The sequence below is a fragment of the Vannielia sp. SX4 genome (genome assembly GCF_052828525.1).
Genome location: NZ_CM128247.1, coordinates 3,952,833 through 3,974,091, shown reverse-complemented (window position 1 = coordinate 3,974,091; position 21,259 = coordinate 3,952,833). Strand labels below are relative to the sequence as shown.

Here is a 21,259-nt window from a genome sequence, read left to right as displayed (position 1 = left end):
TCGGCTTGGCATTGCCGGGCGGATGGCGGATAGTCGCGCCGAAGCATCAGGGAGGACGCAAATGGACATGCCGAAGAACACCTTCAAGGCCGCGATTGCGAAGGGCGAATTGCAGGTGGGCGTGTGGAACACGATCCCCGATCCGAGCGTGGTGGAACTGCTTGCGGGCGCGGGGTTCGATTGGGTCCTGATCGACAGCGAGCACACGCCGGTGACGATTCCGGGGATGATGCCGCTGATGCAGGCCGCCGCCCCCTACCCGGTGAGCGCCATCGCGCGGCCCGGCTGGAACGACATGATCGAGATTAAGCGCCTGCTCGATCAGGGCGCGCAGACCCTGCTGATCCCCTATGTGCAGAGCGTGGAGGAGGCGGAGCTGGCGGTGCGCCATGTGCGCTACCCGCCCAAGGGCGTGCGCGGCGTGGGCGGTACCACGCGGGCCAGCCGCTATGGCGCGGTAAAGGATTACATCCAGAACGCCGAGAAGGAGATCTGCCTGCTTGTGCAGATCGAGACCGTGGAGGCGATGGCGCAGGCCGAAGAGATCGCGGCCGTGGACGGGGTGGATGGCATTTTCATCGGTCCGGCCGACTTTGCGGCCTCGATGGGCTACGCAGGGCAGCCGACGCACCCGGAGGTGAAGGCGGCCATTCTCGACGGCATCCGGCGGATCAAGGCGGCGGGCAAGGCGCCCGGCATCCTGACGCTTGACCCGACCTTTCAGGACGAGGCGCGGGAGGCGGGGGCGGTGTTCGTCGCCGTCACGCTCGACTCCTCGGTGCTGCGGGCTGGCGTGATCGCGGCGCGGGAGCGGTTTGCGGGCTGAACTCTGGCGGTGAACTCGAACGGGCGGCTCATCCGCCCTTCGAGGCGTCTTCGCCCGTTGTTAGCCGATGGTGTCAGGCCCGAGTTTGAGGACCACCGGCACCACCAGTTCTTCCTCGTCGGTCAGGTGACGGTCGAGGAGGTTGCCCAGGCTTTCCAGAGATTTGGCGAAAGGAGCCACGCTGTCCTTGGCGTTGGCACCTTCGGAAAGCTGGCCGAGGGACAGGTTGGCGGCATCGGCAAAGCCCGAAAGGGCCGGGTCGAGCTGTACGTGGTCGGCCTCCATCAGCTGGAAGCCGCGGGCGATCTCGGGGGCGGCCTTTTCCAGCAGCGGGAAGTAATGCGCATCCTCGATCTGGTGGTGGCCGTGAAGTTGTTGCAGCAGCATGCCGCCGAAGCGGGGTAGGGCGGTGCCGAAGCGCGCCGGGTCGCCGCCATCCAGCAGGGTTTGGGTCTCTGTGTTCAGCGCCTCAAGCAGGCGGCGGAACATCAGGTGGCGGTCGAGCCAGAACTCCACCAGCCCGGCGAAATGCCGGTGCGCCTCCCATGTCTCGCGCGGATAGTCGGCGAGGAGGACGCGGAGGGCGTCGGGCAGGTGGTCGCGGGTGCCGAGGGTGAGGTCGTTCATTCGGCGGAGCTAGCCCGGGCGCGGGCGAGTGCAAGCTGGTGCTGACGCTCGCGGAAGCGGGCGCGGTCGGCCTCGGAGTATTCGCCCACGCAGGCCGGGCATTGGACGCCCTCTTCATACGCCGGTGCCGTGCGGTCAGCTGCAGAAACGGGCCGCCCGCAGGCGTGGCAGAGTTGGTAGTCGCCCGGCTTCAGCCCGTGGCCGACCGAGACGCGCTGGTCAAAGACGTAGCATTCGCCCTGCCATGTGCTCTCGGCCTCCGGCACCTCCTCAAGATACTTCAGGATGCCGCCCTGGAGGTGAAATACCTCTTCGACACCCTGCGATTTCAGGTAGTTGGTGGACTTTTCGCAGCGGATGCCACCGGTGCAGAACATGGCCACGCGCTTGCCCGTGAAACGATCCTTGTTGGCCTCCCACCACGCGGGGAACTCGCCGAAGCTTGCGGTTTCGGGGTTCACCGCGCCTTCGAAGGTGCCGATGGCGACTTCGTAATCGTTCCGCGTGTCGATCACCGCCACATCGGGGGCCTCGATGAGCGCGTTCCACTCGGCGGGGGCGACATAGGTGCCGACCGAGGCGGTCGGGTCCACGCCCTCGACGCCCAAGGTGACGATCTCGCGTTTCAGGCGCACCTTCATCCGGCGGAAGGGCCGCTCGGAGGCCGTGCTCTCCTTCCACTCGAGATCGGCGCAGCCGGGTAGGGCCTTGATGTGGGCGATAAGCCGGTCGATGCCCGCGCGGGAGCCGGCCACGGTGCCGTTGATACCCTCGGGCGCCAGCAAGAGTGAGCCGCAGAGGTCTTCGGCGTCGCAGAGCGCCTTGAGCGGCCCGCGCAGCGCGGCGGGGTCGGGGAAGGGGGCGAACTTGTAAAGGGCGGCGACGGTGAACATGCGGCGGGGCATAGCGCCCGCCGCCGCCCCGTGCAACGCTCAGAACTTCGAAGCGAAGCCCGCGAAGCTCTCGGCCCAGCCGCGCAGGAAGCTGCGGGTCTCTTCGCGCGTGATCTCGCCGGCCTCGGAGAAGAACGCGCCATCGGTGCGCATGTAGACCTCGGGGTGGCCCATCACATGCATGCCCACGGCCACGCAGCGGGTGCGCATGTGCTGGGCCGCCACTGCGCCGCTGATCGCGCCGGGGGAGGCGGAAATCACGGCGCAGGGCTTGCCGGGCCAGGTGGCCTTGCCCCAGGGCCGCGAACCCCAGTCGAGCGCGTTGGCGACAAAGCCGGGCACATCGCGGTTGTATTCGGGCACGACGAAGAGGAAGGCATCGACACTGTCGATCGCGTCCTTGAAGGCGGTGACCTCGGCGGGAGGCTCGGCCCAGAGATCGTCGTTATAGTGGGGCAGGCTGCCGATCTCGATGGGCACGAACTCCATCAGGTCGGAGGCCATTCCGGCCACGGCCTCGGCCAGTTTGCGGTTGAGCGAGCCTGTCCGGAGGCTGCCGACGATCACGCCGATTTTCTTCATGGGTCTTTCCTTCTGCATTATCCTCCCGCCCGCGCACTTGGCCCGTCGAGTTGCGAGGTCAACCCGGTGATTGACCCTCCGCGCCCCGCTGCTACCTTTCGATCCAACCCGAAGGAGACCGCCCATGCCCGACAGCGCCCTCATCGTGATCGACATGCAGAACGATTTTTGCCCCGGAGGCGCGCTGGCCGTGGAGGGCGGCGACCAGATCGTGCAGGGCATCAACGATCTGATGGGCGAGTTTCCGGCCGTGGTGCTGACGCAGGACTGGCACCCGGAAGGGCATTCGAGCTTTGCCACCAGCCACCCCGGCAAGGAGCCGTTCAGCATGATCGACATGCCCTATGGCCCGCAGGTTCTGTGGCCCGACCATTGCATTCAGGGCAGCGAGGGTGCGGAGTTTCACGAGGGTCTGGACACGACCCGCGCCGATCTGATCGTGCGCAAGGGGTACAACCCACGGATCGACAGCTACTCGGCCTTCTTCGAGAACGATCACACCACCCCGACCGGGCTGGAGGGCTATCTGCGCACACGCGGGATCGAGAAGCTGACGATGGTGGGGCTGGCCACGGATTACTGCGTGAACTTTTCCGCCGTGGATGCCGCCAAGCTCGGTTTCACCGTGACCGTCCGCACTGATCTGTGCCGCGCGATCGACCTCGATGGCTCGCTCAAGGCGGCGATGGAGGGGATGCGGGGCGCGGGCGTGGTGGTGGACTGAGCCGCGCGTGCTAGGTAGGGCTGCACCCAGTTTGTAGAACCGCCGATGAGGCCCCATGACCGATACACCCCAGCTTGACGAGGCCAGCTTTCGTGCGCCCGATCCGGGACAACTCTTTCCGACGCAGCACAGCAGCCATCCGGCGCGGATCTTGCTGCTTTACGGGTCGCTGCGCGAAACCGCCTATTCGCGGCTGATGGTGGAAGAGGCGGCGCGGGTGCTGGAGAAGCTGGGCTGCGAGGCCCGCATCTACGACCCCTCCGGCCTGCCGTTGCCCGACGATGCGCCGGTGGATCACCCCAAGGTGGCCGAGCTGCGCGATCTGGTGATGTGGTGCGAAGGCATGGTCTGGTCGTCGCCTGAGCGGCACGGCACCATGACCGGCATCCTGAAGAACCAGGTGGATTGGATCCCGCTCTCGCCGATTGGCGGCGTGCGCCCGACGCAGGGCAAGACGCTGGCGCTGATGCAGGTGTCGGGCGGGAGCCAGAGCTTCAACTCGGTGAACCAGATGCGGATTCTGGGCCGCTGGATGCGCCTCCTGACCATCCCCAACCAAAGCTCCGTGCCGCGCGCCTGGACCGAGTTCGAGAACGGACGGATGAAAAAGTCGCCGTTCTACAACCGGATGGTCGATGTGATGGAGGAGCTGGTGCGCTTTACCCTGTTGACCCGCGACATCAAGGACCACCTCGTGGACCGTTACTCGGAACGGGTGGAGACCCGCGAGGAGCTATCGGCCCGGGTGAACCTGAAGGACGCGACCTGAGCGCCGCTGGACTTCACCCGCCCCCCTTGCTTTAACCACCCGGCACCACCCCGGAGGACCAGATGGTCGACATCGCCAGCCGCGTCTACAATCACAAGTGGAAGATCGACCCCATCGTGCGGTCGCTCATCGACACGGATTTCTACAAGCTGCTGATGTGCCAGTCGGTGTTTCGCAACCGGCCAGACACGCAGGTGACGTTCAGCCTGATCAATCGGACCAAATCGGTGCCGCTGGCCAAGCTGATCGACGAGGGGGAGCTGCGAGAGCAGCTCGACCACATTCGCTCGCTGTCGCTGACGAGGGGCGAGAGCACATGGCTGCGCGGCAACACGTTTTACGGCAAACGGCAGATGTTCCGGCCGGACTTCATGGAGTGGTTCGAGGGGCTGCGGCTGCCTGCCTACCACCTTGAGCGGGTGGGCGACCAATATGAGCTGACCTTTGAAGGCTCCTGGCCCGAGGTGATGCTCTGGGAGATCCCGGCGCTGGCCGTACTGATGGAGTTGCGGGGCCGCGCGGTGCTCAACGAGATGGCGCGCTTCGAGCTTCAGGTGCTTTATGCCCGCGCGATGACCAAGCTGTGGGAAAAGATCGAGCGGCTGCGCGAGGTTGAAGGGCTGCGGCTGGCGGATTTCGGCACCCGGCGACGGCACTCTTTTTTGTGGCAGGACTGGTGCGTGCGGGCGATGGTGGAAGGGCTGGGCGACAAGTTCACCGGCACCTCGAACTGCCTGATCGCCAAGAACCGCGACCTCGAAGCCATCGGCACAAATGCCCATGAGCTGCCGATGGTCTATGCCGCGCTGGCCGAGGACGATGCCGCGCTGGCCCGCGCGCCCTATGACGTGCTGAGCGACTGGCACGAGGAGCATGACGGCAACCTGCGGATCATCCTGCCCGACACCTATGGCACCGAGGGCTTTTTGGAGCGCGCACCGGACTGGCTGGCGGGCTGGACCGGCATCAGGATCGACTCGGGCGACCCGGCAGAGGGCGCTGAGGTGGCGATCAACTGGTGGAAATCGCGCGGCGAAGACCCGACGAAGAAGCTGGTGATCTTCTCTGATGGTCTCGACGTGGAAAAGATCGAGGAACTGGCGGCCCAGTTCCGGGGCCGGGTGCGGGTTTCCTTCGGGTGGGGCACGCTGCTGACCAATGACTTCCGCGGCCTCACGCCGGGCGATGCGCTGGCGCCGTTCAGCCTTGTGTGTAAGGCGGTGGAGGCCAACGGACGACCGACGGTGAAGCTCTCGGACAACCCGCGCAAGGCGATGGGGCCGAAAGAGGAGATCGCGCGATACAAGCGGGTCTTCGACGTTGGCACGCAGGACGCGATGGAGGTCGTGGTTTGACCGATACCTATTCGCTGGGCCTGCTGATTTCGCTGGCCGTGGGGCTTGTTGTGACGGGCGCCGTGGCCGGGGTGCTGGCCGGGCTTCTGGGCGTGGGCGGCGGCATCGTGATCGTGCCGGTGCTGTTCTGGCTGTTCGACTGGCTGGGCGTGCCCGATGCGGTGGCGATGCATGTGGCCGTTGCCACCTCGCTGGCCACGATCATCCCGACCTCGATCAGCTCGGCCCGGTCGCACCACAAGAAGGGCGCGATCGACGCGGCACTGCTGAAGAGCTGGGCGCCGCTGATCTTTCTGGGTGCGCTGGCGGGCGGGCTGCTCTCCAAGGTAATCGCCTCGACCGGGCTGACGCTGATCTTTGGCGTCATCGCGCTGCTGGTGGCGATCAACATGGCGCTGCCGAAGAAGATCGTGCTGGCCGGTGACCTGCCGAAGGGGCCGGTGGCGCGAGGGCTGGTGCCCGGCTTCATCGGGGTCTTCTCGGCGCTGATGGGGATCGGGGGCGGCACGCTCTCGGTGCCGACGCTGACGGCCTTTTCCTTCCCGGTGCATCGGGCGGTGGGCACGGCGGCGGCCTTTGGCCTCGTGATCGCGGTGCCGGCTGTATTTGGCTTCATCCTGTCAGGCTGGGGCGTGCCGCTGAGGCCGCCCTATTCGCTGGGCTATGTCTCGATCCCGGCGGCGGTGCTGATCTTTTCGGCCTCTGTATTCACGGCACCTGTTGGCTCAAACATCGCGCACCGGCTCAACCCGGCGCGGCTGAAGCTGGCCTTTGCGGCGTTTCTGTTTCTGTCGGCTATCAAGATGCTTTGGTCGGCGCTGGGGTAAAGTTTAGCGGAAGGCAAAGACCCTAGTCGGGGTCGACCTTGCCGCGCAGGGCCTTGACCTCGCCCCGCACTTTCTTGGCCTTCAGGCGGCGCTTCTTGGAGCCGAGGGTGGGCCTCGTGGGGATGCGCTTTTTCGGTTTTTCCAGCGCCTTGCGGATCAATTCGGCCAGCCGCTCGCGGGCCAGTTCGCGGTTGCGGGCCTGTGAGCGGGTGTCCTGCACCAGTAGCAGAACCACGCCTGCATCGGTCCACCTGCGCCCGGCCACGCGCCGCAGGCGGGTCTTGACCGGCGGGGGCAGGTTGGGGGAGTTGGCAGCGGCAAAGCGCAGCTCGACGGCGGTGCTCACCTTGTTCACGTTCTGCCCGCCCGGGCCCTGCGCGGTGGTGAACACCTCGGCAAGCTCCCAGTCTTCTATGGTGATCTGATCGTTGATCCGGATCGGCATGGCTCTTTCCTACCGCCGCGGCGGGGCAATCAAAAGGGCCGCCCCGGATGACGGAGCGGCCCTGTCGAACTGTTTTGGAGGCGAGGTCCGGTTAGACCCTCGGCCAAAGGCGACTTTCACGTCGCAGGGGTTGCCCTACGCGTGAACCTCCGCCGTTGTCCCGACACCTCTCTCCAATGTAGCTCTCGACACTGGATCACCTCCTTTCAGCTGTTTCAAAAACGCAAGTTCAGCGTGAATCGGAAGTGTGCACCTGTCAAACTTTTTATGCGCGGGCCAGATTTGCGGTGATCAGGCGGAACGGGATGAGCGCGAGGGCGGCCAGCGCCAGCTTCACGCCCCAGTCGGCCACCGCGAGCGAAACCCAGAGCGGGGCCTCGGGGCCCTTGCCCAGAAGGGTAACGGCACCCTGCGCCCAGTCCGGCACGGCGGCTGGCTCGAGGCCGTTGAAGGTGGCGGCGAAGGCGATGGAGAAGAAAATCACCGTGTCGACGGTGCTTCCGACCAGCGTGGAGCCGAGCGGCGCTTGCCACCATGCCCGCGCACGCATCCGGTCAAAGACCGCAACGTCCAACAATTGAGCAGAAAGAAAAGCGAGGCCGGAGCCGAGCGCCACTCGCAGCGTGACCAGCGGGCCGAACTCGCCTTGGATCTGGGAGCCGACGAAGGAGCAGGCGACGCCGACGATGAAGCCCGCGATCACCACCTTGCGGGCGGTGGGGGCGCCGTAGAGGCGGTTCATCGTGTCGGTCACGAGAAAGGCGACGGGGTAGGTCAGTGCGCCCCAGGTCAGCCATTCACCCAGAAGGTGCTGAACGAGGATGTTGGAAGCCACCACAACGGCGGCCATGGCGAGAACGCCAATGATGAGGTTGGTTTTCATTGTATGGCCCGTTTTAGCAAGGTGGTCGGGGACTTGGCCCCGCACCGTGCGGGACGGCGGCTTCTAACGCTGGCCCGAAGACTTGGCAAGCCTTCAGTCGGGCAGCAGGACTTCGACGATCTCGCTGCGCTGGTAGCCCTTGAAGTTGTCATCCGAGACCATGACCGCCCTAAGCTGCCCGCCCGCGTCGCGCCAGAGCGATAGGCCTTCGAGGTTGCCGTGGGTCAGCGGGTTGGTCTCGTAGAGCACCTCGGAGGGCCAGATCTTTCCGGTCATCTCGTGGCGGGTGATGCGGCTGGAAAACCCGTAGCCGGTGAAGTGGCGCCAGAGCAGGGTGAGGCGGCCTTTGTCATCGAAATCGGCGCCCACGGGGAGCCACTCGCCCTGCCGCTCCACTGCGCCGGCCTTCGCCCATGCGCCATCGGCGTAGCGATAGACGGGGAAGGGCCTTGAGTAGCTGCCGGAGCGTTCGGGCAGGGTGTAGAGCGCGCCTTCGGCGTCGATCGCGAGGGCCTCGAGCGCGGAGTTTCTCTGCATGTTCTTGAAGTCGGGGTGACGGGGAAGCCATGCCGCCTCGCCGCCCTCCATGATGTCGTCGCCCCGGTAGGTCCAGACCCGGTGGTAGCCCTCGAAAGAAATGTAGAACCGGCCATTGGCCCGCCGCGCCAGCCCCTCGGCATCGCTCTCATAGCCATCGACGAGGTGGCCATCGGGGTCGATCAGGCGGGCGTGCCGCTCGACCTCAAGCCCGGTCAGCTTGCCGCTTTCGTTGCGAATGAGGCGGCCCTCGGCTAGGGCGGCGCGGTCGGAGAGCGCCCAGAAGCGGGTGCCATCGTCGGACACCTCGATGCCGGAAAATCCGCCGAAGCGGGCGGCCTCATCGGAGGCACCGAGGCTCACCGACACCACGCGCCCGCTCTGGCCCGCCGCGAGGGCGAGGCCGGTGCAGAGCGCGAGGGCGGTGAGGCTCAGTCCGAGTTTAGAACGCCGACGCATGAGCGAGGCAGGTCAGCCATGGTGAAATCGCGCGGGTGCTTTTTGCGCGGTGCGGCCTTCTTGGGGGTGCCGGCCTTTACCTTTGGCGGGTTCAGATAGTCGGTCACCCACCACTGGAGGGTTTCGTCGCAGCCGTCTCCGCCCTTGGAGAGTTCATCGACTGTGGGCTGCTGGGTGACGCACTCGCGCGAGCCCCGCGGGCACTTCAGCCGGACGTGGAAGTGATAGTGGTGGCCATAGAGCGGGCGGATCTTTTGAAGCCATTTCTTGTCACGCCGCTTGGCCCGCTCACAGAGGAAGATCTTGACCGGGGGCGTGACGAAGATGCGGTCGACCGCCGGGTCGCGCGCGGCCAGTTCGAGCATGGCGGCGTGGGCGCCTGTCCAGTTGCCGTTGACCGAGCGCTGATCGTTCGAGCGCACAGAGATGGCCGAGATGTTCTCGCGCGCATTGCGCGACAGGCCGAGGCTCTTGGGCTTGTTCATCCAGATATCGATATCCAGCCCGATCTGGTGGCTGGAGTGGCCCGAGGTCATCGGGCCGCCGCGGGGTTGCGAGATGTCGCCGATGTAGAGGCCGGGCCAGCCGAACTTGCGCACACCGGCGGAGAGCCGCTCGATAAAGGCGATGGTTTCGGGATGACCCCAGTTGCGGTTGCGTGAGAGGCGCATGGCCTGCCATGTCGGCCCTGTTTCGGGCAGTTCGACAAGGCCCGCCGCGCAGCCCTTGGAGTAGAAGCCGATGGAAGACGGCTTTTGCCGGGAGCCATCGGGATGAGACCCGAAGAGCCTGTTGGCCTTTTGTTGGGCCTCGGCGGCCGCAGGCGCCAGCGCGGGCAAAAGGGCCGTTGCGAGGGCGAGGGAAAGAGTGGTGATTGCTGCTCGGATCATCATTGCGTTTCTGCTCCGTCCGGTTTGACCCAGACTAGCAGAACGAGGCCGATAATGAAGAGGGCGATGAGCGGCGAGACCCCAAGTTGCTGTGATCCGGTGAGCGCCGTCGCGACCCCGATGGAGAGCGGTGCGATGAAGGAGGTGGCCTTGCCCGCCAGCGCGTAGAGACCGAAGGCTTCGGTCATTCGCGCGGGGTTGGCCTGCCGCACCATCATGGTGCGCGAGGCGGCCTGAAGCACCCCGCCCGCCGCGCCGATCACCGCGCCGAGGAAGTAGAAGGCGAGGTCGGGCAACTGGCTCTCGGGGCCCACCGGCATGAAGAACACGCTCTCGCGGCTGACCATGACGACCGAGACCGCGACAGCGGTGAGCACCAGAACGCAGGTGACGATCACCGGCTTGGGGCCGAAGGCGGTATCGGCCCGCCCGCCGATCCAGGCGAAGACCGCGCCGGTGATGATGGCGAGGATGCCGAAGATGCCGGTTTGAACCACGGACCAGCCGAGCACGCCTGCGGCATAGATGCCGCCGAAGGTGTACATGCCGTTGAGCGCGTCGCGGTAGAACATGGAGGAGGTCAGGTAGGCCAGCAGCGAGGGCGTGCGGGGCAGGTTGCGGATGGTGCCGGCGAGGCCCTTCAGCGCCGCTTTCACCGCGCCCTTGGAGGGCCGGTCGCGGCGCGGGTCACGGACCCAGAGGAAGAAGGGTACCATGAAGACGATGTACCAGATCGCGGTAAGCGGCCCCACGGCGCGGGTGCCTTCCCGGGTCTCCGGATCGAGCCCGAAGAGTGGCGAGAGGCCGGCCATGGTTTTGCCGGTGGTGGGGCTTTCGGCAAGGAACACCAGCATGATGACCAGCGCGAAGAGCCCGCCTACGTAGCCGAACGCCCAGCCGTTGCCGGAGATGCGGCCGATCTCCTCCCGCGTGCCGAGGTCGGGCAGCATGGAGTTGGTGAAGATCGTTGCGAACTCCATCCCGATCAGACCGATGGCGAAGAGCATGAGCGTGCGGGTGAGGTCAAAATCCTGCGGCGAGGCGAACCAAATGCCCCAGGCTCCGACGACGTAGAGCATCGAGAACAACCAGACCCAGCGCACCCGCTTGCCGGAGGTATCGGCCATTGCACCGAGGATAGGCGCGAGGAGCGCGATGACGATGCCCGCGGCTCCCACGCCGAAGCCCCATGCCGCCTGCGCCCGGCTGCCATCACCCAGCACCGAGTTCACGTAGGGCGCGAAGATGAAGGTGAGCAGGAGGGTGTTGTAGGGCTGGCTGGCCCAGTCGAAGAAGAACCACCCCCATATGCGTTTTTTTGCCGAAATCTCTGCCATGCTCGCGCCCCCTCGTCCGGCCTCATAGAGCATTGAAGCGGGGCATGGCGCAACTGTGCATTGCGGGGCGGGCGGCGCTTGAATACTGTGGCGAAAAACCGAGCAGAGTGGCCGATGTTTCGTCCGATCAACCTGATAATTCTGGCCGTCCTCGTGGCGGGTGTCGCGCTTGTGGCGCGGGAGACCATGCGCCGGGGCGGTGGCGGCGAGGATGCCGTCGCGGTGGCCGAGCAGGTTGTCATCGGGCGCACCTACCGGGTGGACGGCGGCTTTGTGCAGCGCACCGGCAAGGTGCCGGAGGTGGCCTTCCAGATCATCCTGCCCAAGCGGCCCGAACAGACCCACGCCATCAGCGTGGAGGAACTGCCCGAGGGCGGCGTGGTGCAGTTCAACTTTCGGGCCGAGGATGAGAGCTTCATGGAGAGCCTCTTCCTTGCGCCGATCCGCATTCCGATGGCGGGTATGGATGAGCGGCTGGCCGCAATCGGCCCCAAGCTGGCCGAACAGGGGCCGGCGCTGTTGCAGCAGAAGTTCGAGGAGGTCACCGCCGAGCCGGTGCGCGAGGTGCGCGTGGGGCCGGGCGAGGGCTATCGGGCGGTTGAGCTCATTGGCACCTATCTCGATCCGCGTGACGAGGCCCGCTACACCTACCGGTTCATCGCCATGCCGGACCCGGAGCGCGCCGAGAGCCTCTATGCGGTGAGCCATGTGAACAAGGCGCATCTCGATATTGCGGGCGGCGACTTCTCGGTCAGCCTGACCGGCAAGGCGCTCTCCACCCTGCGTCTCACCGCGCCGCCCGTAGAGCCGCAGGCACAGGACAGCGCGGCCACCGAATAGCCCCGGGCACGGGCGAGCAAGGGGCTTTCCCTCACGGCAGATGCCCGCGTAAGGTGGGCGCATTCGATTTCAAACACGGATGCCTTTGCACATGCCGCGCTTTTCCGCTCTCCTCATGGCTCTTACACTCGCCAGCCCGCTTGCCGCACAGTCTCAAGCCGGGGCGCAGGGCGATGCGCTTGGCGGCTTCCAGCTCGATCTCGGGGCACCGCAGGAGGTGGTTGCGGGCGAGACCTTCAAGGCCGATGCAGAGTATTTGAGCAAGCACGGCAAGCCCGACGCCGCGCCCTTCGTGGTGGTGGTGCCGCTCGCCGGTGATGGCAGCTACCAGAGCCGGATCGTGCAGACCCCGCAGACCGGGCTGGTCAAATTCGTGTTTTCGACCGAAGGCGGCGGGCTGATTGAGGCGGTCACCTTCTCGGAGCTTTCGCTGCCGATGGCGGACGACGAGGAGCCGCGCCTGAACTACCTGATGGAGATCATGAGCGCGCTGGTGGTGCCGGGCCTCGTGGAGGGCAAGGCGGACGCGAGCCGGACGAATACGCGCAAGGTCGAGATCGGCGGCAAGACGGCGGTGGAGATCTTTGGCACCTACACCGATGCGGACTACGGCAAAATTCACTGGCGCCTGCTGGGCCTGCCCAACGCGGAAGCGGAGGCAGGGGTGGTGGCGCTGGCGCAGATCGCGGAGGAGGCGGTTCCGATCACCTCCCCCGATGATTTTCCCGCCTCGCTGAGCGGGCGGCTGTTGGAGAGCTTCAGCTTCGAGTGACGCCCGGCGCGCTTCAGAGCGCTTCGAGGGCCAGCGCGATGCCCTGACCGCCGCCGATGCACATGGTCACCAGCGCGCGCTTTCCGCCCGTTCTTTCAAGCTCGTAGAGGGCTTTCACGGTGATGATCGCGCCGGTCGCGCCGACCGGGTGACCAAGGGCGATGGCGCCGCCGTTGGGGTTGACCTTCGCTCCATCCAGCCCCAGCCCGCGGTTCACGGCGATGGCCTGTGCGGCGAAGGCCTCGTTGCTCTCGATCACGTCGAAATCATCCACGCTGAGACCAGTGCGGGCGCAGAGGGCCTGCACGGCGGGCACGGGGCCGATGCCCATGACATGGGGGCTGACGCCCGCGTGGGCATAGCCGATGACGCGGGCGCGGGGCTTGAGGCCGGCCTTCTCGGCGGCCTCGGCGCGGGCCAGCACGAGGGCGGCGGCGCCATCGTTGATGCCGGAGGCGTTGCCCGCCGTCACCGTGCCGTCCTTCTGGAAGGCGGGGCGCAGGGCGGCGAGCTTTTCGGCGGAGGTGGCCTTGGGGTGCTCGTCGGTCGCGAAGGGGACCATCTCGCGCTTCACCTTGATCTCCACTGGCACGATTTGGCTGGTGAAGCGGCCCTCGGCGATGGCCGCCGCGGCGCGGGTCTGGCTCTCTAGCGCGAAATTGTCTTGATCGGCGCGGCTGACCTGATGTTCGGCGGCGACGTTCTCTGCCGTCACGCCCATGTGGCCGGTGCCGAAGGGGCAGTTGAGCGCGCCGAGCATCATGTCGAGGCTCTTGATATCGCCCATCTTCTGGCCCCAGCGGGCCTCGGGCATGATGTAGGGCGAGCGGCTCATGCTCTCGGCGCCGCCGGCGATGGCAAAGTCGGCATCGCCAAGGGCGAGGGCTTGGGTGGCCGAGACGATGGCCTGCGCGCCGGAGCCGCAGAGGCGGTTGACGTTCATCGCCGGGGTGCTCTCGGGGATGCCGGCATCCATCGCGGCGATGCGGCTCAGATACATGTCGCGCGGCTCGGTGTTGATCACGTGGCCATAGACCACATGGCCGATCTGCCCCGGCTCCACGCCGGAGCGGGCCATCGCCTCGCGCGCCACGGTGGCGCCGAGCGCGCTGGGGGCGGTGGCGGCGAGCGCCCCGCCGAAGGTGCCGATCGCGGTGCGGGCACCGTCGAGAATCACGATATCGTCCATGGGGGCCTCCTCTGCCGTTGCCGGAAGTGTAGCCCCCTCGGGCCAACGGGCAACCGGGGGAGCGTGCGCCGGGGGTTGAGGGCCGCAACGTCAGATGGTTGAGTTCGGCCCGACACCCCCCGGAAAGGAATCCCCATGCCTGTCAGCGCCGTCATCTTCGACATCGGCAACGTGCTCATCGAGTGGAACCCCGAGCGGTTCTATGACGCCGAGATCGGCCGGGAGCGGCGGGAGCGGCTCTTTGCCGAGGTGGACCTGCACGGGATGAACGACCGGGTGGACCGGGGCGAGACCTTCAGGGACATGGTGATGGAATGCGCGGAGGCGAACCCGGGCTGGACGGCGGAGATCACCCTTTGGCATGACCGCTGGATCGAGATGGCGCAACCTGCCATAGACCATTCGGTGCGCCTGCTCCGGGCGCTCCGTGCGGGCGGTGTGCCCGTGTTCGCCTTGTCGAACTTCGGTATCCAGAGCTTCGAGCTGGGCGAGAGCCACTACCCGTTTCTGGCCGAGTTCGACCGGCGCTATATCTCCGGCCACATGAAGATGGCCAAGCCGGACCCCGAGATTTACGCCGCCGTCGAGGCCGATTGCGGCGTGGCGCCGGAGGCGCTGCTGTTTGCCGATGACCGGGCCGACAACATCGCGATGGCCAAATCGCGCGGCTGGCAGACCCACCTCTTCGAGGGGCCGGAGGGGTTTGCCGAACGGTTGGTGGCCGAGGGCTTGCTCTCCGGGGAGGCGGCAAGATGACCACACCGAAGTTTATAACTTATGAACAGGGCGAGGCCGCGCTGAACTGGCTGGGCCTGACCGATGCGCTGGCCGAGGGCCACGGGCTGCACAAGGCAGAGATTGAGGATATCTTCCTTTACCGGGGCGACGACACGCTGCTGAGCCGGGCGGCGTGGATCGACGGGCTGGGCTCGCTGGTGAAAACGGCGACGATCTTCCCCGGCAATGCGCCCGAGCGCCCAGCGGTGAACGGCTCGGTCACGCTCTATTCCGACACCACAGGCGAGGCGGAAGCCTTCGTGGATTTTCATCTCGTGACCAAGTGGAAGACTGCGGGCGACAGCCTGCTGGCCGCCCGGAGGTTGGCGCGGCCGGAGAGCCGGAAGATCCTGATCTTGGGTGCGGGGGCCGTCTCGGCGTCGCTGATCGAGGCCTATTCGGCGGGCTTTCCCGGTGCGGAATTCACGCTGTGGAACCGCACGGCGGGACGGGCGGCGAAGTTGGCGGACGAGACCGGCGCTCGGGTGGCGCAGGATCTGGAGGCGGCGGTGGGCGAGGCCGATATCATCGCCACGGCGACCATGAGCACTGAGCCGGTGCTGAAGGGCGGGTGGTTGCAGCCGGGGCAGCACGTGGACCTGATCGGCGCCTACCGGCCCGACATGCGGGAGGCCGATGACGAGGTGCTCCAGCGCGCGCGGCTCTTCGTAGACAGCCGGGACACAACGGTGGGCCACATTGGCGAGCTGAAAGACCCGATTGCGCGAGGCGTGATCGCGGAGGCCAATATCGTGGCCGATTATTACGAGCTTGATGCCTTCAGGCGGGAGAGCGACGAGGAGATCACGGTGGCCAAGAACGGCGGCGGCGCGCATCTGGACCTGATGACGGCGCGGCACATACTGGATCAGGTGGGGGCGTGAGCCTCTGGCTCTGGATCCTTGCCGGGGCCTGCCTTGGCCTCATCGCGCCGCCGCCCATTGCGTGGCTCATGTGCCGCTCGCGCCGCGCCGCGCGGGAGGGGCTGAGCGGCAAGGGGCTGCGGCTGACCGACGGGCTGACCCATGTGACGGTGGACGGGCTGGATGGCCGCCCGGTGGCGGTGCTGGTGCATGGGCTGACCACGCCCTCATGGGTGTTCGACGCCATCGCGGCGGGGCTGGTGGTGCAGGGCTGGCGGGTGGTGCGGCATGACCTCTGGGGCCGGGGCGGCTCGGCGATGCCGGGCAAGCCGCAGGACCGGGCGCTGTTTGTGCGGCAGCTTGCCGAGGTGATCGAGGCGGAGGCGGGCGAAGGGCCGGTGCTGCTGGTGGGCTACTCGATGGGCGCGGCGATTTCTGCCGCCTATGCAGAGGCTTACCCGGGCCGGGTGCGGGGGCTTGCGCTGCTCACCCCCGCCGGGCTGGGCCACCGTCTCGACGGGTTCACAAGGTTCTGCGCCGCCACCCCGCTGGTGGGAGACTGGCTCTGGGCGACCTTCTCGGGGATCGGGATGCGCCGGCAGTCGCGGCAGGCAGCGGCGCGGCAGGGCCCGTCTTCGACCAAGAACTTGCAGGCCCGGATGGCGCTGGAAACCCGCACGCGGGGCTACCGGCGGGCGGTGCTCTCATCGCTGCGGCACATGCTGGCCGAAGACATGGCGCCCACGCTGAAGGCGCTCGATGAGCGCAGCTTGCCGATGCTTGCGGTCTGGGGTGGAGAGGACGGGCTGATTGGCCCGCGGCCCGCCAAGAAGCTCGCCCGCGTGGCGCCGGGGGCCGGGCAGACCACGGTGGAGGCTGCGGGCCACGGATTGCCCCACACCCACCCGCGGGAAGCGCTCAAGGCGCTGACGGGCTTTGCCGCCGGGCTTTAGCGGTAGGCGGATTTGCAGGCCCCGGAGCGGGGCGCGAGGGCGCAGGCGCGTGTGTAGAGCGCATCGGCGCGGGCCTTGCTGGGGCGGGTACCGGGGGCGCCATCGCGGTAGATGTTGCCCTCCATGAAGCAGCCCCAGGCCGCGCCGTTGGCGCAGGCATCGGTGTAGGTCTTCAACTGGCAGGCAGGTGCGGTGGCGCGGGCTGGGCGGGTGCCCGGGCGCCAGTCGCCATTGCGGGCGGTGGCCGCGGCGTTGACGCAGGCGTTGGCGTTGCCGAGCGCGCAGGCGCGGGCGTAGAGCGGGTAGGCGAACTGGCTCTCCTCCTCGATCGGCGCAGCGGTTTGCATCGCGTTGGCGAGGTTGAAGCACGAAGATTGGTCGCCCTTCAGGCAGCGGTTGAGGCAAGCGTTAGGCTTGCGGGCGCAGCTCTTGTCGCTCCGGTAGCGGGTGGTGGAGGCGCGGTAGAGCGCGCCGGGGCATTGCTTGAGCGTTGCCACGAAGGCCGGATCCTTGGCGATGCGCAGCAGCACGGTGCGCATCGGCTGGGGCTGGGAGCGGGCCCAGGAGAGGGTATCATCCGCGCTGGCGGCGAGAGGGCTGAGAAGCAGGAGAGCGGCGGCGAGAAGCGTGCGGATCAAGCGGCAAGTCCTTGTGGCGGCGTGCGGTTTTCGCGGATCGGCAGGTGCACGAGCGCCGAGAATGCGCCGACGCCGACACCGATCCACCAGACCATCGTATAGTCGCCATAAATGTCATACATCCGCCCGCCGAGCCAAACGCCGATGAAGCTGCCGAGCTGGTGCGAGAAGAACACGATGCCGTAGAGCGTGCCCATGTAGCGCAGCCCGTAGATGTGCGCGACGAGGCCCGAGGTGAGCGGCACGGTGGCCAGCCAGAGCGAGCCCATGAGGACCGAGAAGATCAGCACCGTTGCAGGCGTGATGGGGAAGAGGATGAAGGCCCCGGCGATGATGGTGCGGGCGGTGTAGATGCCTGCCAGCAGGTATTTCTTGGTGTAGCGCTTGCCGGCCCAGCCTGCCGCCAGAGTGCCGGCGATGTTGGCCAGCCCGATGAGCGAGATCGCCACCGCGCCGAGGGCGGAGGTGGTGGAGATGCCGAGGCCTGCGAGCATGCCGCCGGCTTGGATCGGCGAGCACATCTCGGCCACCAGCGCCGGGAAGTGGGCGGTGACGAAGGCAAGTTGGTAGCCGCAGGAGAAGAAGCCGAGGAAGATCAGGGTGAAGGAGGGGTCTTTTGCCGCGCGGACGAGGACCTGGCCGATGGTCTCTTCAAGCTCCGCCTTGGTGGCGGCTTGGGGCGAGCGCATCATCGGCAGCACCGCGAGCACGGCGAGGATGGCGGCGGCGAAGACGAGGAAGACCTCCTGCCAGCTCATGTAACCCAGCATCCACTCGGCCAGCGGCGCGCCGAAGACCTGACCGGCCGAACCTGCTGCGGTGGCGATGGCGAGGGACATGGAGCGGTTGTCATCGGAACTGGCGCGACCCACGACCGCGAGGATCACCCCGAAGCCGGTGCCTGCGACACCGAAGCCGACAAGGATTTCAAGCAATTGGTGCTGGAGCGGCGAGACGGCGACGGAGGAGAGCACGAGGCCCACCGCGTATAGCACCGCGCCCATGATGATCGCCTTCCGGTCGCCGATCTTTTCGGCAATCGCGCCGAAGATGGGCTGGCCGATGCCCCAGGCGAGGTTCTGGATCGCGATGGCGAGGGAGAACTCGGCGCGGGGCCAGTTGAACTCTTCGGCGATGGGAATCTGGAACACCCCGAAGCTCGCCCGGATGGCGAAACCGACGAGGATGACGAGGCAGCCGCCGATCAGGACCGGGGTGAGGAGGGGGGTGCGGGTTTCCATGGCGGTAAGTTGAACCTGTTCACGATCAGGTCAAATGTCATTTCGTGATGGCCGGCGTCAAGCATGGTGATGCATTGCGCCGGTCGCGGCGGCTTGGGCTTCAAATCGGGCCGCGCCCGCGCTAGCAGGGGGCATGAGCCAGACCTTGCCAGAGCTTTACGATGCCCGCGTTGCGTCAGGCACGCTGAAGGACGACCCCGCGCAGAGGGCCGCCTTGCCCGCTTTCGAGCGGGTGCGGGCCGCGCTGGAGGCGCGACCGGAGCCGAAGAGCGGCCTGCGCAGCCTCTTCGGCGGAAAGAGCACGCCCGAGCCGGTGACGGGGCTTTACCTGTGGGGCGGCGTGGGCCGGGGCAAATCCATGTTGATGGATCTGTTCTTCGAAAGCGTTAACAGCCCGCGCAAGCGGCGTGTCCACTTCCATGCCTTCATGCAGGAAATTCACGGCGCGATGCACGAGGCGCGCAAGACGGGTGTGGATGATGCCATCCGCCCGGTGGCCGAGGATGTGGCGGCGAAGGTGGAGCTGCTGTGCTTCGACGAGATGCAGATCACCGACATCACCGATGCGATGATCGTGGGGCGGCTCTTCGAGAAGCTCTTTGCGGCGGGGGTGGCGATTGTGACCACTTCGAACCGCCCGCCGAAAGACCTGTACAAGAACGGGCTGAACCGACAGCTCTTCGTGCCCTTCATTGAGCTGCTGGAGCAGCGGATGGAGGTGCGGGAACTGGCGGCGGATGTGGACTACCGGCAGGACCGTCTGGCCGGAAATCCGGTGTATTTCTCGCCGCTTGGCGGCGCGGCGCGGGAGAAGATGGATGCCGTTTGGGCTGACCTCTCCGGCCCCGATGCGGCGCCGTTGAAGCTGGTGGTGAAGAGCCGCGAAGTGGAACTGCCGCGGTTCAGCAACGGGGTGGCGCGGGCCAGCTTTTACGAGCTCTGCGGCAAGCCGCTCGGCCCGGCGGATTACCTTGCGATTGCCGAGGCGGTGAAGGTGCTGATGGTGGATGACATCCCCTGCCTGAGCCGGTCGAACTTCAACGAAGCGAAGCGCTTCGTGACGCTGGTGGATGCGCTCTACGAGGCGCGGGTGCGGCTGATTTGTTCGGCGGCGGATATACCGGAAAGCCTTTACCTGGAAGGCGAGGGCACCTTTGAATTCGAGCGCACGGCGAGCCGTTTGCGCGAGATGCAGGATGCCGCGTGGGGGCGTGCGGAGGGGTAAGAAACCCCCGTTAACCCCATATTTTATTGATGCACAACTGGTGCACATTCCATGCACATCCGATGCGCATGTCAGATGACATAGGGGTGCATTAATCAATGCAGCGTGCGGTGGGGTCGGCAAAGAAAAACCCCGCCGGAGAGGCGGGGCCTTAGGGTGCGGGAGGTGGGCAAAGTGCCCACCCTACAGGCTCGGGCGAGGTCGGCTCACTCGTAGAGCGGGAAGCGGGCGCAGAGGGCGGAGACCTCGGCCTTCACCTTTTCTTCGATCTCGCCGTTCCCGTCTTCACCGTTGGCGGCGAGACCGTCGACGACCTGCACGATCCAGTCGGCGATCTGGCGGAACTCGGGCTCGCCGAAGCCGCGCGTGGTGCCTGCGGGCGCGCCGAGGCGGATGCCGGAGGTGACGAAGGGCTTTTCGGGGTCAAACGGCACGCCGTTCTTGTTGCAGGTGATGTGGGCGCGGCCGAGGGCGGCCTCGGCGGCCTTGCCGGTCACGCCCTTGGGCCGGAGGTCGGCCAGCAGGAGGTGGTTGTCGGTCCCGCCGGAGACCACGTCGATCCCGCCCTTCTGGAGCTGGTCGGCCATGGCTTGCGCGTTCTTAACCACCTGGGCGGCGTAGCTCTTGAACTCGGGGCGCAGGGCCTCGGCGAAGGCCACGGCCTTGGCGGCGATGACATGCATCAGCGGGCCGCCCTGAAGGCCGGGGAAGACGGCGGAGTTCACCTTCTTGGCGATGTCGGCATCGTTGGTGAGGATCATGCCGCCGCGCGGGCCACGGAGCGACTTGTGGGTCGTCGTGGTGCAAACGTGGGCATGGGGGATCGGCGAGGGGTGGACGCCGCCCGCGACGAGGCCAGCGATATGGGCCATGTCGACGTGCAGATAGGCACCGACCTCATCGGCGATTTCGCGGAAGGCGGCCCAATCCCAGGTGCGGGAATAGGCGGTGCCGCCGGCGAGGATGAGCTTGGGCTTGTGCTCCAGCGCCTTGGCGCGGATGTCTTCCATATCGAGCAGCTGGTCCTGCTGGCGGACGCCGTAGCTGACCACGTTGAACCACTTGCCCGACATGTTGACGGGCGAGCCGTGGGTGAGGTGGCCGCCGGAGTTGAGGTCGAGGCCCATGAAGGTGTCGCCCGGCTTCAGCAGCGCGAGGAAGACGGCCTGGTTCATCTGGGAGCCGGAGTTGGGCTGGACGTTGGCGAACTCGCAGCCGAACAGCTCCTTGGCGCGCTCGATGGCGAGGTTTTCGGCGATGTCGACATATTGGCAGCCGCCGTAGTAGCGCTTGCCCGGGTAGCCCTCGGCGTATTTGTTGGTCAGGACCGAGCCCTGCGCCTCGAGCACGGCCTTGCTCACGATGTTCTCGGACGCGATCAGCTCGATCTCGTCGCGCTGGCGGCCCAGCTCCTGGCCGATGGCCTTGGCGATCTCGGGATCGCGGCTGGCGAGCTCTTCGGTGAAAAATCCGCTGTCTCGGTGGGGCGCGTTCATGGGGCAGGCCTCTTTGGATATGGGAACGGTTGCGCGGGGTGTAGCCGATGCGGGGGCGGGGCAAAAGGGCTCAAACCGGCGCAGTGTGGAGTTTTGGCGGCATATCGGCGG

The 21,259-nt window shown here is 66.6% G+C and carries 23 protein-coding genes; 11 read left to right on the top strand and 12 right to left on the bottom strand.

Translation table 11 applies throughout. The annotated features are described in order from the left end of the window. Positions 1-61: 61 nt before the first annotated feature. Positions 62-826: an HpcH/HpaI aldolase family protein gene (locus tag ACUXVX_RS19675; RefSeq protein WP_446309626.1), complete on the top strand. Its 765-nt coding sequence runs from the start codon at positions 62-64 to the stop codon at positions 824-826. 60 nt (positions 827-886) lie between these two features. Here the strand turns inward: ACUXVX_RS19675 and ACUXVX_RS19670 are convergent, their stop codons facing one another. From ACUXVX_RS19670 to ACUXVX_RS19660, 3 genes are read right to left on the bottom strand one after another with little or no spacing between them, the layout of a single operon-like run. Further along, entirely contained in the window at positions 887-1,453 is a 567-nt protein-coding gene (locus tag ACUXVX_RS19670) for a hemerythrin domain-containing protein (protein WP_446309625.1), read from the bottom strand. Then, positions 1,450-2,346: an oxygen-dependent tRNA uridine(34) hydroxylase TrhO gene (trhO, locus tag ACUXVX_RS19665; protein ID WP_446311568.1), complete on the bottom strand. Its 897-nt coding sequence runs from the start codon at positions 2,344-2,346 to the stop codon at positions 1,450-1,452. Before trhO ends, ACUXVX_RS19670 begins: the two co-directional genes overlap by 4 nt. A gap of 39 nt (positions 2,347-2,385) precedes the next feature. Further along, positions 2,386-2,928: an NADPH-dependent FMN reductase gene (locus tag ACUXVX_RS19660; protein WP_446309624.1), complete on the bottom strand. Its 543-nt coding sequence runs from the start codon at positions 2,926-2,928 to the stop codon at positions 2,386-2,388. Between the two features lie 124 nt (positions 2,929-3,052). Between ACUXVX_RS19660 and pncA the strand changes: the two genes are divergently transcribed. From pncA to ACUXVX_RS19640, 4 genes are all read left to right on the top strand, one after another. After that, complete coding sequence (gene pncA, locus ACUXVX_RS19655; RefSeq protein WP_446309623.1) at positions 3,053-3,652, top strand: bifunctional nicotinamidase/pyrazinamidase; 600 nt, start codon at positions 3,053-3,055, stop codon at positions 3,650-3,652. A 55-nt stretch (positions 3,653-3,707) separates the two neighbouring features. Next, entirely contained in the window at positions 3,708-4,421 is a 714-nt protein-coding gene (arsH, locus tag ACUXVX_RS19650; protein WP_446309622.1) for an arsenical resistance protein ArsH, read from the top strand. Positions 4,422-4,483: 62 nt separating this feature from the next. After that, entirely contained in the window at positions 4,484-5,776 is a 1,293-nt protein-coding gene (gene pncB, locus ACUXVX_RS19645) for a nicotinate phosphoribosyltransferase (RefSeq protein ID WP_446309621.1), read from the top strand. Next, positions 5,773-6,603 carry a sulfite exporter TauE/SafE family protein gene (locus tag ACUXVX_RS19640; protein ID WP_222471999.1) on the top strand — a complete coding sequence of 277 codons (831 nt, stop codon included), beginning with the start codon at positions 5,773-5,775 and terminating at the stop codon, positions 6,601-6,603. The genes pncB and ACUXVX_RS19640 overlap by 4 nt, the downstream gene beginning before the upstream one ends. Positions 6,604-6,625: 22 nt before the next feature. Here the strand turns inward: ACUXVX_RS19640 and arfB are convergent, their stop codons facing one another. From arfB to ACUXVX_RS19615, 5 genes are all read right to left on the bottom strand, one after another. Continuing rightward, the gene (gene arfB / locus ACUXVX_RS19635) at positions 6,626-7,048 is read right to left on the bottom strand and encodes an alternative ribosome rescue aminoacyl-tRNA hydrolase ArfB (protein ID WP_446309620.1); all 423 of its coding nucleotides are present in this window, start codon (positions 7,046-7,048) and stop codon (positions 6,626-6,628) included. A gap of 265 nt (positions 7,049-7,313) precedes the next feature. After that, complete coding sequence (locus ACUXVX_RS19630; RefSeq protein WP_446309619.1) at positions 7,314-7,931, bottom strand: queuosine precursor transporter; 618 nt, start codon at positions 7,929-7,931, stop codon at positions 7,314-7,316. A 93-nt stretch (positions 7,932-8,024) separates the two neighbouring features. Continuing rightward, complete coding sequence (locus ACUXVX_RS19625; protein ID WP_446309618.1) at positions 8,025-8,927, bottom strand: esterase-like activity of phytase family protein; 903 nt, start codon at positions 8,925-8,927, stop codon at positions 8,025-8,027. Next, positions 8,900-9,817, bottom strand: a complete 918-nt coding sequence (mepA, locus tag ACUXVX_RS19620; protein ID WP_446309617.1) for a penicillin-insensitive murein endopeptidase — start codon at positions 9,815-9,817, stop codon at positions 8,900-8,902. The genes ACUXVX_RS19625 and mepA overlap by 28 nt, the downstream gene beginning before the upstream one ends. Beyond that, positions 9,817-11,154, bottom strand: a complete 1,338-nt coding sequence (locus tag ACUXVX_RS19615; RefSeq protein ID WP_446309616.1) for an MFS transporter — start codon at positions 11,152-11,154, stop codon at positions 9,817-9,819. Before ACUXVX_RS19615 ends, mepA begins: the two co-directional genes overlap by 1 nt. 114 nt (positions 11,155-11,268) lie before the next feature. Here ACUXVX_RS19615 and ACUXVX_RS19610 point away from each other — a divergent pair, with 114 nt between their 5' ends. Both ACUXVX_RS19610 and ACUXVX_RS19605 read left to right on the top strand, forming a co-directional pair. Continuing rightward, positions 11,269-11,994, top strand: a complete 726-nt coding sequence (locus ACUXVX_RS19610) for a hypothetical protein (protein WP_446309615.1) — start codon at positions 11,269-11,271, stop codon at positions 11,992-11,994. A 115-nt stretch (positions 11,995-12,109) separates the two neighbouring features. Beyond that, positions 12,110-12,766 carry a hypothetical protein gene (locus ACUXVX_RS19605; protein WP_446309614.1) on the top strand — a complete coding sequence of 219 codons (657 nt, stop codon included), beginning with the start codon at positions 12,110-12,112 and terminating at the stop codon, positions 12,764-12,766. Between the two features lie 13 nt (positions 12,767-12,779). On the opposite strand, the gene ACUXVX_RS19600 is transcribed toward ACUXVX_RS19605, so the two are convergent. Next, positions 12,780-13,955: an acetyl-CoA C-acyltransferase family protein gene (locus ACUXVX_RS19600; protein ID WP_446309613.1), complete on the bottom strand. Its 1,176-nt coding sequence runs from the start codon at positions 13,953-13,955 to the stop codon at positions 12,780-12,782. Between the two features lie 135 nt (positions 13,956-14,090). On the opposite strand from ACUXVX_RS19600, the gene ACUXVX_RS19595 reads away from it, so the two are divergent. Genes ACUXVX_RS19595 through ACUXVX_RS19585 form a run of 3 tightly spaced genes read left to right on the top strand, consistent with a single transcriptional unit; the run spans position 14,091 to position 16,548 of the window. Next, positions 14,091-14,711, top strand: a complete 621-nt coding sequence (locus ACUXVX_RS19595) for an HAD family hydrolase (protein WP_446309612.1) — start codon at positions 14,091-14,093, stop codon at positions 14,709-14,711. Next, positions 14,708-15,616 carry an ornithine cyclodeaminase family protein gene (locus ACUXVX_RS19590; RefSeq protein ID WP_446309611.1) on the top strand — a complete coding sequence of 303 codons (909 nt, stop codon included), beginning with the start codon at positions 14,708-14,710 and terminating at the stop codon, positions 15,614-15,616. Before ACUXVX_RS19595 ends, ACUXVX_RS19590 begins: the two co-directional genes overlap by 4 nt. Beyond that, entirely contained in the window at positions 15,613-16,548 is a 936-nt protein-coding gene (locus ACUXVX_RS19585) for an alpha/beta fold hydrolase (protein WP_446309610.1), read from the top strand. The genes ACUXVX_RS19590 and ACUXVX_RS19585 overlap by 4 nt, the downstream gene beginning before the upstream one ends. Here ACUXVX_RS19585 and ACUXVX_RS19580 read toward each other — a convergent pair. Beyond that, positions 16,545-17,186: a hypothetical protein gene (locus ACUXVX_RS19580; RefSeq protein WP_446309609.1), complete on the bottom strand. Its 642-nt coding sequence runs from the start codon at positions 17,184-17,186 to the stop codon at positions 16,545-16,547. The two genes, ACUXVX_RS19585 and ACUXVX_RS19580, sit on opposite strands and share 4 nt — an antisense overlap. Beyond that, the gene (locus tag ACUXVX_RS19575; RefSeq protein ID WP_222472011.1) at positions 17,183-18,427 is read right to left on the bottom strand and encodes an MFS transporter; all 1,245 of its coding nucleotides are present in this window, start codon (positions 18,425-18,427) and stop codon (positions 17,183-17,185) included. The genes ACUXVX_RS19580 and ACUXVX_RS19575 overlap by 4 nt, the downstream gene beginning before the upstream one ends. A 133-nt stretch (positions 18,428-18,560) precedes the next feature. On the opposite strand from ACUXVX_RS19575, the gene zapE reads away from it, so the two are divergent. Further along, a complete protein-coding gene (zapE, locus tag ACUXVX_RS19570) occupies positions 18,561-19,652 on the top strand; it encodes a cell division protein ZapE (RefSeq protein ID WP_446309608.1) in 1,092 nt (363 codons plus the stop codon). A 206-nt stretch (positions 19,653-19,858) separates the two neighbouring features. On the opposite strand, the gene glyA is transcribed toward zapE, so the two are convergent. Beyond that, complete coding sequence (gene glyA / locus ACUXVX_RS19565) at positions 19,859-21,148, bottom strand: serine hydroxymethyltransferase (RefSeq protein ID WP_446309607.1); 1,290 nt, start codon at positions 21,146-21,148, stop codon at positions 19,859-19,861. Positions 21,149-21,259: the final 111 nt, after the last annotated feature.

Coding starts and splice junctions, on each gene's coding strand:
- ACUXVX_RS19675 (WP_446309626.1), top strand. CDS start 62: ATGGACATGCCGAAGAACACCTTCAAGGCCGCGATTGCGAAGGGCGAA.
- ACUXVX_RS19670 (WP_446309625.1), bottom strand. CDS start 1,453: ATGAACGACCTCACCCTCGGCACCCGCGACCACCTGCCCGACGCCCTC.
- trhO (WP_446311568.1), bottom strand. CDS start 2,346: ATGTTCACCGTCGCCGCCCTTTACAAGTTCGCCCCCTTCCCCGACCCC.
- ACUXVX_RS19660 (WP_446309624.1), bottom strand. CDS start 2,928: ATGAAGAAAATCGGCGTGATCGTCGGCAGCCTCCGGACAGGCTCGCTC.
- pncA (WP_446309623.1), top strand. CDS start 3,053: ATGCCCGACAGCGCCCTCATCGTGATCGACATGCAGAACGATTTTTGC.
- arsH (WP_446309622.1), top strand. CDS start 3,708: ATGACCGATACACCCCAGCTTGACGAGGCCAGCTTTCGTGCGCCCGAT.
- pncB (WP_446309621.1), top strand. CDS start 4,484: ATGGTCGACATCGCCAGCCGCGTCTACAATCACAAGTGGAAGATCGAC.
- arfB (WP_446309620.1), bottom strand. CDS start 7,048: ATGCCGATCCGGATCAACGATCAGATCACCATAGAAGACTGGGAGCTT.
- ACUXVX_RS19630 (WP_446309619.1), bottom strand. CDS start 7,931: ATGAAAACCAACCTCATCATTGGCGTTCTCGCCATGGCCGCCGTTGTG.
- ACUXVX_RS19625 (WP_446309618.1), bottom strand. CDS start 8,927: ATGCGTCGGCGTTCTAAACTCGGACTGAGCCTCACCGCCCTCGCGCTC.
- mepA (WP_446309617.1), bottom strand. CDS start 9,817: ATGATCCGAGCAGCAATCACCACTCTTTCCCTCGCCCTCGCAACGGCC.
- ACUXVX_RS19615 (WP_446309616.1), bottom strand. CDS start 11,154: ATGGCAGAGATTTCGGCAAAAAAACGCATATGGGGGTGGTTCTTCTTC.
- ACUXVX_RS19610 (WP_446309615.1), top strand. CDS start 11,269: ATGTTTCGTCCGATCAACCTGATAATTCTGGCCGTCCTCGTGGCGGGT.
- ACUXVX_RS19605 (WP_446309614.1), top strand. CDS start 12,110: ATGGCTCTTACACTCGCCAGCCCGCTTGCCGCACAGTCTCAAGCCGGG.
- ACUXVX_RS19600 (WP_446309613.1), bottom strand. CDS start 13,955: ATGGACGATATCGTGATTCTCGACGGTGCCCGCACCGCGATCGGCACC.
- ACUXVX_RS19595 (WP_446309612.1), top strand. CDS start 14,091: ATGCCTGTCAGCGCCGTCATCTTCGACATCGGCAACGTGCTCATCGAG.
- ACUXVX_RS19590 (WP_446309611.1), top strand. CDS start 14,708: ATGACCACACCGAAGTTTATAACTTATGAACAGGGCGAGGCCGCGCTG.
- ACUXVX_RS19575 (WP_222472011.1), bottom strand. CDS start 18,427: ATGGAAACCCGCACCCCCCTCCTCACCCCGGTCCTGATCGGCGGCTGC.
- zapE (WP_446309608.1), top strand. CDS start 18,561: ATGAGCCAGACCTTGCCAGAGCTTTACGATGCCCGCGTTGCGTCAGGC.
- glyA (WP_446309607.1), bottom strand. CDS start 21,148: ATGAACGCGCCCCACCGAGACAGCGGATTTTTCACCGAAGAGCTCGCC.